Genomic DNA, 10,463 nt, shown 5'->3' on the forward strand with positions numbered 1-10,463 from the left:
ATTGGTCGTTTATAAATAGTTGTATCTGCAATACTCTATACAGTCAAAAACAACGCTGGATATTTTATTGATTTGTATGGTATAAAAAGATACTATGTGTTATAATGGATACATAAAAACTATGGAGGTGTTTTTTATTGAGCGTAGCAAATGATAAAATATACCGCTGTCCTCTGGAATTATCTATCGATTTAATCGGCGGTAAATGGAAATGTGTAATCTTGTGGCATCTCAGGAAGGGCGAGCTCAGATTCAGCCAGATAAAGAAAAGACTGCCCGGCGTTACTCAAAAAATGCTCACTCAGCAATTAAGAGATCTTGAAGAAAACGGACTAATACATAGAGAAGTATATCCTGTAGTACCCCCTAGGGTAGAATATTCGTTGACTGAAGAAGGAAAAGTTTTTGTACCTGTTTTAAAATCAATGTATAAATGGGGAAGAAATTATTCAGACAAATTTCACGTGGAAATCGACACTACATTGCAAGAGACCATATTGAAAGAAGAAGCTTCAAAAACGAAATAAAGAATATTATCTGCTGATTGCAGCAAATGCAAAAGAACTCTCAATATCGAGAGTTCTTTTGCATTTGCATTATTTATTAAATTTTATACTAGAGGCTGATCATTTCACTGAAACTATTGATTCTAGTCCTTATCTGCTCAAATGAAGTAGTTTCCTGGTCTATTTCTATATAGATATTGTTGATTGAAGCATCCTGAAGCTGCTGATAGTAAATTGGATAATCGAATTCTTCAGGGTCACAGAACTTCATCATACAGATTATAACCGCATCCGCTCCGTTATCCTTCACCATGTCTATAAGCATCTGACCTCTTGGCTTTTCAACGTTTGTTGCAAGTGAACATCCGTCAAAATCCTGCCACCATTGTGCAAGTCTTAATAAAGGATCATCTCCTGCAGGCACATCTATTCTGAACTGCTTTGATTCCTGAGCAAGGTCATCTGCTGCAACGGCTATATCATATTCCTTGAATATTTCAAGAAGTTCGTCAGGCTCTGCTGTTATTCCTGTAAGAACAACCTTCCTGCCCTTCCATACCTTCTTTTCAAGCTTGCTGATTTCTTCGTTAAGTTCCTTCACCAAAGCAGTATGCTCCGATTTTTCCATGAAGAATCTTGATTTTATTACAGCATGTCTTTTTATGGGGTCGATGATCTCAGGATAGTCTGCTGCAACCTTTGTAAATTCTCTCATTACACTTCTGTTCTCGTTGTAGACTTCTATACTTTTATTAATTGCTTCATCAGTGATTTCAAGGCCCAGGATGTTTTCAAGCTTGCTTTTTACTATTTTGAATTCTTCAACCAGGAATTTGTTGGCTCCTTTTATCTTCCTGTTTTGAGGGTGTGTAAATACTATTGTAGGTGATGTTCCCTTCCATTTTTGACTAAGACATTTCAATGTATCACAAGGAACCGACATAAGTATTGCCTTCATATCGTCATATGCACCTTCTATCTGCATTTCCATTACAGACTGCATGATTGAACATGCAAATGGAGGCAGGTATGTTCTTGCTTTCTTAATACTCTTTTGTCCGCCCCAGATTCCTACAGGAAGGTATCCTGTTGCATGTATGAGTTCTTCTGGCGCGTATACAGGCATTACACCCACAGCACCCTTTCCTGTCTTGCTAGTAAAATCCTCTACAGCCTTTGCAGGATTTTTTGAAATTTCTGTTAGTTCATTTATTATTGCATCTATTCTACTCATTATTTTGCCTCCAAAGTCTCATTCATCATTTCATCAAGTGCCTGTATCCTTGTGTCAAACTGTGCAGGTGCAAAGTTTCTAGGATCTGTCTGGTCTCCATCAAAACTTACATATGGAAGTCCGTTTTCTTCATGAAGCATTTCAGCAGTTTCATAGTTCAGGAAACTCATAAGCTTGCAGCTTCTGTTTTGATGATAAAGAATACCGTCACACTTTCCGTTTGATATGATGTCTCCAAGTACCTTAACCTTGTTGTCAAGACATGTATTTATATATATTCTAGTATATGCTTCAGCCATTGAACTCATGTCTCCAGGTGTATATTCAAGATTCCACATACCTGGATAAGCTGAACCGGTCATGATACTTCCCTGGCTCTTAAGTCCCTTGAAAGTATGTCCAAGGTAAGGCCATACTGCGATTCCTTCCCATGTGACTCTTGTCTTTTCATTACCCTTGAATGCATATATTTCATTCTTGAGGTTATCTTCAAGTTCATCCGCGAACTTCTTGAAGGTTATTTCCGAATATTCAAGACTTCTGGCACAAACTATAAGAGCCATAAAACTAAAGAGGTCAAAACCATTCAAAGGTGAAGGTTTGTGTGACGCAAGGGCTGCAAGCCTGTTCCACTGGGCAACAGATCTTTGAGTTTGTTTCTGCACTTCCAGGAACTTGTCATAATCGAATTTTTTTCCAGTAGTTTCTTCAAGTATTCTTATTGCCTCGTCAAACTGGTCTGCGATATAGTCCTTTGAATATTGAGGGATAGGCATTGTATGATTGAATGGAACATCAATCACTATACATGGTATATCCAGCTCAACTGCAATATTCTCATACCATTTCAAAAGAGTGTTGCATATATTGTTGCATGTTATTACTATATCAGGTAGTGGAATGTCTGCGCCAGGTGAGTTAGCCAGTTTTTCAGGGGTAACTCCCGTACGTGCCTTTTCCATCAAAAGCTCCATATACCCAAGGTTTACTCTTGCATATGAACAGGTGTCAATATTGTATCCCTTTCTGTCTGCAACCTCAAGCATATCAGGCGCTCCCTTTCTTGCTCCTATTCCGGCAGCATGTGTCTCAGGATATACCATTGCTATGTCCATAGCAACACAAAACTCAGGCGGTGCTACAGATGCAGACCAGCATACAAGCTTTCCGTCTTTCTTGGCCTGTCTTGCTTCTTCATCCAATTTTGCCTGAAAATATCCCAGGAGCTCTTTTGCCTTCATATCCTTTAAATCTTTTACATCACTCATATTATATCCTCTCTTTATAGTTTATCTACGGTGTTATCCGCAGGCTTTTATCGTATTTTGCGGTTTGTCCAATCTGTAAGTCTTATATAGCTTCTTCTGCCAGGGTTGCTTCATAAGCATAAATTGCTGCCCCTAATGCACCTGTAGTCTGAGGATTCGGAGCAACAATAACATTTGTACCAAGCTCCATGCTTATGGCCCTCACAACACCGCTGTTCTGTGCAACTCCGCCACACATTACAACATCATCCTCAACACCTGCCCTATATGCAAGACTGCATGCTTTTGCAGCTGTTGAGTTGTGGACACCTGCAATGATATTCTGTTTCTTGAGACCTCTTGACAACTGTGATATTACCTCCGATTCAGCAAACACTGTACATGTACTGCTTACAACAGATGGTTCGTCAGCCATGGAATCGTAATCACCCATTTCATCCAAGTCGACTTGAAGTATCCTTGACATTACATCGAGAAATCTTCCGGTACCGGCAGCACACTTGTCGTTCATGAAAAACTGCTTTACCCGTCCTGTCTTGTCAAGCTTAATTGCCTTTGCATCTTGACCACCGATATCAATTATAGTTTTTGCCGTTGGTATAAGGAAATGTATCCCTTTGGCATGACAGCTTATTTCACTGAACTGCTTGTCTGCCATATCTATTGAAAACCTTCCATATCCCGTAGTAACAGTTTTTTCAATATCTTTTTCCGTCAAGTTTGCCTTTTCAAGAACTTCAGCCATTACCTTGCTGGGTCCGGTTGAACCTGTTCCTATCTGCGCAACAGCAGTTGACACTATTTCCTTGCCGTCTTTAAGAATGACCGCTTTAGATGATGCTGATCCTATATCGATTCCCATTGTATACATAGTTGTCACCTCTTATTTTTTACTATTTCAATTCCAGTCCCATGTTTTCTTCTCTAAAAAGTTTTTCATCCATCAATTTAACTTCATCTGCTATGTGCGGCTTGAATTCCATCAAATCAAGAATTTGGCTCTGCATGTCGATTCCAGGTGCGATCTCTATAAGCCACAAACCGTCTTGTCTGAGTTCAAATACGCATCTTTCAGTTATGTACAGAATAGGCTGGCCAGTCTTGTTCGCATATCTTCCACTGAAGGTAACCTGTTCAACTTCCTTTATGAACTTGAGTTTTTTTCCTTCATTCTCAATGACCATATTGCCGTCTTCAATTTTTGTTCTTAATCCACCTGCAGTGAATGTACCACAGAAGAATACTTTTTTGGAGTTTTGCGTAATATTTATGAAACCACCACAACCTGGAAGTTTAGGTCCAAACTTGCTTACATTGATATTTCCCTTCTCATCACATTCCGCCAGTCCCAAGAATGCAGCATCAAGTCCACCGCCATCATAAAAGTCAAACTGATATGGCTGGTCGATGATTGCATGAGGATTCATACTTGAACCGAAAGCAGCTCCACCCTGAGGTACTCCACCGATTGCTCCAGACTCAACAGTAAGGGTTACATACTGTGATACTCCTTCTTCACCGGCGATTGTAGCAATATATTCAGGAGCTCCAACACCCAAGTTTACAACAGTGTTCTTTCCAAGCTCCATAGCTGCTCTTCTTCCGATTACTTTTTTAGCGCTCATAGGTATTTTTTCAACATCATCCGATACTTCGACTCTTGCTTCACCACTCAAACCTGGATTGTATTCATTTCCAAGACACTGTTCGTGATCTTCGGGATCTGCGATTACAACTGCATCAACATAGATTCCAGGTATCTTTACAAGTTTCGGATTCAATGACCCTGCTTCAACTATTTTCTCTATTTGAACTACAACCTTGCCGTTGTTGTTTTTTACCGCCTGTGCTATTGAAGTAACTTCCGTAGTTGCAACTTCCTTATCAAGGGAGATGTTGCCGTATTCATCTGCATATGTTCCTCTTATAAAGGCAACGTCAACAGGGAAAGTTTTGTAAAGAAGTTTTTCCTCTCCACCAATATTCACAAGTTCAACCAAATCTTCAGTGGTTCTTTCGTTTACTTTTCCTCCGCCGTTTCTAGGATCGACAAATGTATCCAATCCCACATGAGTAAGGGTTCCAGGCCTTTTACCAGCCATGTCCCTTAAAAGATATACAAGGGCTCCCTGTGGAAGATTGTAAGCTTCACACTTGTTTGCAAGAGCAAACTCTCCAAGCTTAGGTGCAGTTGCATAATGCCCTGCAATTACCCTTTTCAACAGGCCTTCGTGTGCGTAATGGTCTCCACCTGTCTTACCGCTTCTATCTCCCTGTGATGCAGGATAGAAAAATGTAATATCCCTTGGCGAGCCTGTTTCAAGAAATCGTTTTTCAAATGCCTTGTTTAAAGCCTCCGGGTTACAGTTCCCAACAAATCCACTGGTGACAAGGGTATGTTCATCCTGAACAAATTTTACCGCCTCACTTGCCGTTAATACTTTTACCTTTTCCATGTTTACCTCCAACTATAAAATATATTACCTCTAGTCTTTATTCTTAAGCTATCTGACTATTGCAGCTTTTATGTAACTCTTTTTTGGGTTATTTGTTTCTGTAAGTCAATGTTAATCCATTTCGTCAAATGATACAAGTATGCACTTTTTTGTATTATAGTATACATAAAGATACTATGTAAGGTATATACTACCTAGTTTATGTTTTGTAACAAGACACAAATTCGCTTAATTTCAGTAGTTTTATAATTAATTATTATTCTTTTATATTTTTTCCTTGTATATTCTATTCACAAGTTGTATGATAATTTATATCCATAATGGTTTTATCAAGATGTAGTTACCACATATATATCTACTATCTTTTTGATATATACCCCACTTTTTGAAACTATAAATATACCAGGAGGTATTGTTATGAGCGGAGCATCAGACAAGATATATCGCTGTCCTTTGGAACTGTCAATAGACCTTATTGGAGGCAAGTGGAAATGTGTTACATTGTGGCATCTTAGAAACGGTACTCTTAGATTCAGCCAACTAAAAAAAAGGCTCCCCGGAGTGACTCAGAAAATGCTTACTCATCAGCTGAGGGACCTTGAAGAAAACGGATTGATCCACAGGAAGGTTTATCCTGTTGTACCACCAAAGGTTGAATATTCACTAACTGAGGAAGGCAAGGTTTTTGTTCCTGTCTTGAAATCCATGTACAAATGGGGAAGAAGCTATTCCGACAGATTCAATGTTGAAATAGATACGACACTTCAGGAAACGGTAATCAAGGAAGAAAAGTCAAAAAAGTAATGTCATAAGAACAGCAAAAAACAGGCAGTCAACATATCCGGTTGGATATGAACTGCCTGTTCTTGTTTTCAGATTGTATTAAATTATCAAATTTCTCCCTTTAAGAATTTCTTTCTAATATTTTCATTGAATTTTTCTATGCTGTATCTTAGCATTGTTCGGGGCATCTCATTGTAGAATCTTTCCAGGAAATCATATTCAACCTGGTAATCCCTGTTGCCTATTTCTCTTAGCATCCATCCTACCGCCTTGTGAATCAGATCATGTTCGTGGTTAAGGAGCATTTCACTGATCTTCAAGGCGTCGTCATATTCCCTGTTCTTTATAAAATGATAGGTTGTAATTATGGCTATCCTCTGTTTCCAGAGATTGTCCATTTCAGCGAATTCATATAGTATTCCCTTATCCCTCTCTTCGAGATAAGGTCCCATAATCTTGTGGGCGGATGAATCCACAAGATCCCAGTTGTTCACACAATCAGTGTTTTCAATGTACAGACTGTATATTTTCTCTTTATGATCTTCATCTTTCGACCTCTCAAATTTCTTGACAAGAAGCAGCAATGCAGTCAGCCTGTGCTCATGTATCTCGGAATGTAAAAGCTCGACAGCATCATCCAGCGTAGCTTCTTTGTAGAATTTCTGCACCACCTTTTTTTGGTTTGGTACGGTAACTCCTATGAACTTGTCGCCTTCTCCGTATTCCCCTTCTCCTGTCTTGAAAAAACGCGGCAAAAATTCTGCTTTTTCATCATCTATGTATTTTTCCAGTTCTTTTCTAATTTCTGCAACCTTGTTCATTATAGTAGCTCCATTTCCAGAAGACACTTGTAGGGATAAAATTCGACAAGGGCCACTTTTTCCACTGTGACCTCAAAAGGCTCGAAGATTTTTGTCAAAAGGTCTATCCCTATGGAATTTGTTTCAATATCTTCATTTACAATCATGGTACAGTGGGGAGTCCATACCTTGGGCTTGTAGTGTCCCCAATAGTACTTCTTTATCTTGTGCTTTCTGATGTCACTATAAAGCTTGTTCTGTATGCTTAAAAGTTTGGGAGAAGGCTTTGGATTTAGAAATGTCACCCTGTCGTTTCCGGGAAAGACCCCTACGCTTGCAAAATGCAGCTTGAATTTTTCCATATTTTCAAAATTTGAAACAACCAGTTCCTTCAAGGTGTCTATATGCTCCATCTCCTGGTAATAAAGGGCAAGAGAAATATGGGGCTTCTTGCCATGGATATGCATGAACTTTCCACCCTTTCCATCATAAAGGATTTTCCAGTATCTCTTTATTATATCTTCGCTTTCTTCATCGAAATGCAGTTCAACAGAATATCCCATAATAAAAATCCTCCCTTTATTAATAATTATATCATAAAAGAGAAGATTTTCATCAATCTGTTGTATTCAGCTTGGAAAATTTTAACCTTCAAAAAACATCTCTTTCGTGTATGAATATTCATTTAAATTATTTTATTTCCTGCTGAAATATGGTATAATAAATATATATAATCTAATGTTTCTAAGGGCAAACCCGGCGAAAACCGGGGACGCAAAGTCGTGAGTCTAAGATAATGTTTTTTGGCTCGATCGATTATCTTAATATTATGACTGTCTGACTGCTGATTTTCTTCAGCAGTCTTTTTAAATGACAAATTCGCTTTCGCTTTTGGATTGCAAAGGTTTATACCCAATAGAAATATTAATTGAATTTCGAACCCCAGGTTTACACCAGCAACTTTTAATTATGTTTTTCACAATATTTAGTTTTTCATCAGTCGGTTCCATTTTTTTGGAGGTGAGAAATATTATTAATTTTTATAAAATCAAATACGAGGAGGTGGTGTTTATATTTAAAGTTCATTTTTATATTTATGCAGAGACATAGAGAAAATATATTAAGAAAGGAGAGAAAATATTATGAATGTCAATAAAGACGATAACTCTGGGTGGTATGTAAAAATACTTATACTCATGATTATATTGACATTTATCATTGGCACGACTATTGCTTTTGCTGATGGAGGTGCTGACAAACAACCAGCAGACCCTGCGAATGTAATTTTCATGCATGCAGAGTCATTATGGGATTATTTCGATGATGGACCTGCTCCATTTGATGAAAATCAAATCCCAGACAATGAAAAAACCTATCTTGCAGAAGAAATCAATGGTGCTTTACTGAGTTACTGGCCCAGTGACCAAGCTGCAGGAACAGGTGGCTTCGATACCTATCTGGCTATAAGCGCCAAGGACAAAGCAGCCTACTCCGTTGAGGAACGTGGTGTCAATACGGACCAAGTAAAAGCTAATCAAAAATATGTATTCGATGAAGACAATGCAAAAACCAGAGCACTTCCATTGGATGCAGTTCCCGTTGTTAATATTGACGGCATACTATACCGTGAGTTTGCTGTTGACATCAATCAGTTGACAGGTGAATCTCATACAGTTTGGGAGGTATTCCAGATATGGCAGACAAATGACCAATATGGCATTGGTCAATACGTAGCCTATCCGGAACTAGCACCTGCTCCGGATCCTAATTACCCTTCTACTCCATACTATTTTAAACATCATACTCTTTGGGAGGATGTAGGGTTGAACAACAATACATACGAGGATGGTACCGACCAGAAAGCTGTACTCGTTTGGGACCTCGATGGATACTTTGGAAGCGCTCCAGCCCCAACAGTACCTAAATATACTACACCTGCACTATATCCACCATATGCTACTGGAGGATATCTATCAGATTATGGATACAACCCTCTGGTAGTCGATGTTGATACCGGAGACCCTTTATACTATGATCATGTAAACAGATCTGTTGTCATGGATTATATGGTAAACGAAGGTAGCGGTAAAGCTGACTATAAATTGTATGTTCCACACGAATGGTTCGATTTAACAATGGAATACGTAGTGTTTGCCTGCGACTTTGGATATACACAATATACTACAATGGTACCTGCTGAAGGTGAAAAAAAACCTAAAGCTGGAGGAATTGAAGATTTAACCAAAATTGACGGCGATGGAGATGCCATTCCAAATAATGAGCCTGATGATCCAGCATTGGATTTAATATCACTTCACTACTCTAATCATTATGAGCCATCACTTGAAGAAGACGGCCTTCTTTCTGTAGGAGGAAACGACGGTTTTGAGGAATGGGGAGTTCTAGGTTATGACTTATCTACTAAATCCGGATACAAGTTCCATGATATGAACGCCAATGGCGTAAGAGATAATTACGACTCAGATGGAGATGGAATTCCTGATACATACGAACCAGGCATGGAAGGATGGAAAATCTATGTAGACTATAACAACAACGAAGAATGGGATGAAAACGAACACTTCGCTACTACTGACTCAACAGGTTATTATGAAATCACCGGAATTTGGCCTTCAAGCATGGTTCCTGTAGAAAGTCCAACAGATGAACAAGTATGGCATGTAAGAGAAGTTCCTCAGGATGGATATGAACAAACATGTCCAGCAGTTGGTTATTACAAAGAAGTATTCTATCCTGGATCAGTTTCTACTGGAAATGATTTTGGTAATGTACGTCTTGAAGCTAGAATTTTGATCGGTAATAATGCAACCAATGAAGTTGGTACTACCCATACTTTCACAGCTACAGTTCAGCTAAGCGGTGATGGTGGAGACACTTGGGATTCCGCTGGTTCTAATATAACTGTTGATTTCACAAACAACTTTGGAACACCTGTTACAGGTTCAGCTATAACAAATTCAGCTGGAGAAGCTCAATTTACAATATCTTCAAGTTCAGCTGGAGTTTCAACTGTAACTGCACATGCTGCATTTAGTATTGGAAGTCTTGATTTTGATGTTTCAACAAATGGTACTGGTAACAACAGCGGCCCTGCAACCAAAACTTGGGTTGACGCAAAAATAAGCATTGCTGCAGACGATACTAATGAAATTAACGATACTCATACTTTCACTGCTACTGTCATGATAGATGAAGGTAACGGATGGATAAACGCTCCTAACGGCACTACCGTCAACTTCTACATTGATTCCGGCCCTGGTGCTTTGTCCAACGTGACAACCACTTCCGGCGGTCAGGCTACTGTTGACTTGACTTCAAGTTCTGCTGGTATTACTGTAGTGAGTGCATCCGTAAACATCAACGTCGGTGGCGTTCCCCTGTCAAGAAGCACTAAC

At 39.0% G+C, this 10,463-nt stretch carries 9 protein-coding genes and 1 riboswitch; of the genes, 3 read left to right on the plus strand and 6 right to left on the minus strand.

All coding sequences use genetic code 11. From position 1 onward, the window contains the following. Positions 1–137 precede the first annotated feature (137 nt). Complete coding sequence (locus BUB05_RS12580; protein WP_073049969.1) at positions 138–527, plus strand: winged helix-turn-helix transcriptional regulator; 390 nt, start codon at positions 138–140, stop codon at positions 525–527. Positions 528–615: 88 nt separating this feature from the next. On the opposite strand, the gene BUB05_RS12585 is transcribed toward BUB05_RS12580, so the two are convergent. The 4 genes from BUB05_RS12585 to BUB05_RS12600 form a co-directional block, all read right to left on the minus strand. Then, positions 616–1,740 (minus strand): 2-hydroxyacyl-CoA dehydratase subunit D, encoded by a 1,125-nt coding sequence (locus BUB05_RS12585; RefSeq protein WP_073049970.1) that lies wholly within the window; start codon positions 1,738–1,740, stop codon positions 616–618. Further along, on the minus strand, positions 1,740–3,008 hold the full coding sequence (locus BUB05_RS12590; protein WP_073049971.1) for a 2-hydroxyacyl-CoA dehydratase subunit D: 1,269 nt from the start codon (positions 3,006–3,008) through the stop codon (positions 1,740–1,742). Before BUB05_RS12590 ends, BUB05_RS12585 begins: the two co-directional genes overlap by 1 nt. An 82-nt stretch (positions 3,009–3,090) precedes the next feature. Continuing rightward, positions 3,091–3,879: an acyl-CoA dehydratase activase gene (locus tag BUB05_RS12595; RefSeq protein ID WP_073049972.1), complete on the minus strand. Its 789-nt coding sequence runs from the start codon at positions 3,877–3,879 to the stop codon at positions 3,091–3,093. A 22-nt stretch (positions 3,880–3,901) separates the two neighbouring features. Then, entirely contained in the window at positions 3,902–5,464 is a 1,563-nt protein-coding gene (locus BUB05_RS12600; RefSeq protein WP_073049973.1) for an acyl CoA:acetate/3-ketoacid CoA transferase, read from the minus strand. Positions 5,465–5,881: 417 nt separating this feature from the next. Here BUB05_RS12600 and BUB05_RS12605 point away from each other — a divergent pair, with 417 nt between their 5' ends. After that, positions 5,882–6,268 (plus strand): winged helix-turn-helix transcriptional regulator, encoded by a 387-nt coding sequence (locus BUB05_RS12605; protein WP_073049974.1) that lies wholly within the window; start codon positions 5,882–5,884, stop codon positions 6,266–6,268. A gap of 86 nt (positions 6,269–6,354) precedes the next feature. Here the strand turns inward: BUB05_RS12605 and BUB05_RS12610 are convergent, their stop codons facing one another. Beyond that, the gene (locus BUB05_RS12610) at positions 6,355–7,068 is read right to left on the minus strand and encodes a DNA alkylation repair protein (protein ID WP_073049975.1); all 714 of its coding nucleotides are present in this window, start codon (positions 7,066–7,068) and stop codon (positions 6,355–6,357) included. Beyond that, positions 7,068–7,610 (minus strand): 2'-5' RNA ligase family protein, encoded by a 543-nt coding sequence (locus tag BUB05_RS12615; protein ID WP_073049976.1) that lies wholly within the window; start codon positions 7,608–7,610, stop codon positions 7,068–7,070. The genes BUB05_RS12610 and BUB05_RS12615 overlap by 1 nt, the downstream gene beginning before the upstream one ends. Before the next feature lie 176 nt (positions 7,611–7,786). Continuing rightward, a riboswitch (cyclic di-GMP riboswitch) is annotated at positions 7,787–7,896 on the plus strand. A 293-nt stretch (positions 7,897–8,189) separates the two neighbouring features. Here BUB05_RS12615 and BUB05_RS12620 point away from each other — a divergent pair. After that, the coding region (locus BUB05_RS12620; RefSeq protein WP_139258013.1) for an Ig-like domain-containing protein at positions 8,190–10,463 on the plus strand (2,274 nt) is incomplete at its 3' end.

It is taken from the genome of Dethiosulfatibacter aminovorans DSM 17477, from assembly GCF_900142005.1.
Lineage (GTDB): Bacteria > Bacillota > Clostridia > Tissierellales > Dethiosulfatibacteraceae > Dethiosulfatibacter > Dethiosulfatibacter aminovorans.

Excerpts from the sequence above, each read along its gene's own strand:
- BUB05_RS12605 (WP_073049974.1), top strand. The coding sequence starts at position 5,882 with ATGAGCGGAGCATCAGACAAGATATATCGCTGTCCTTTGGAACTGTCA.
- BUB05_RS12590 (WP_073049971.1), bottom strand. The coding sequence starts at position 3,008 with ATGAGTGATGTAAAAGATTTAAAGGATATGAAGGCAAAAGAGCTCCTG.
- BUB05_RS12600 (WP_073049973.1), bottom strand. The coding sequence starts at position 5,464 with ATGGAAAAGGTAAAAGTATTAACGGCAAGTGAGGCGGTAAAATTTGTT.
- BUB05_RS12615 (WP_073049976.1), bottom strand. The coding sequence starts at position 7,610 with ATGGGATATTCTGTTGAACTGCATTTCGATGAAGAAAGCGAAGATATA.
- BUB05_RS12610 (WP_073049975.1), bottom strand. The coding sequence starts at position 7,068 with ATGAACAAGGTTGCAGAAATTAGAAAAGAACTGGAAAAATACATAGAT.
- BUB05_RS12585 (WP_073049970.1), bottom strand. The coding sequence starts at position 1,740 with ATGAGTAGAATAGATGCAATAATAAATGAACTAACAGAAATTTCAAAA.
- BUB05_RS12595 (WP_073049972.1), bottom strand. The coding sequence starts at position 3,879 with ATGTATACAATGGGAATCGATATAGGATCAGCATCATCTAAAGCGGTC.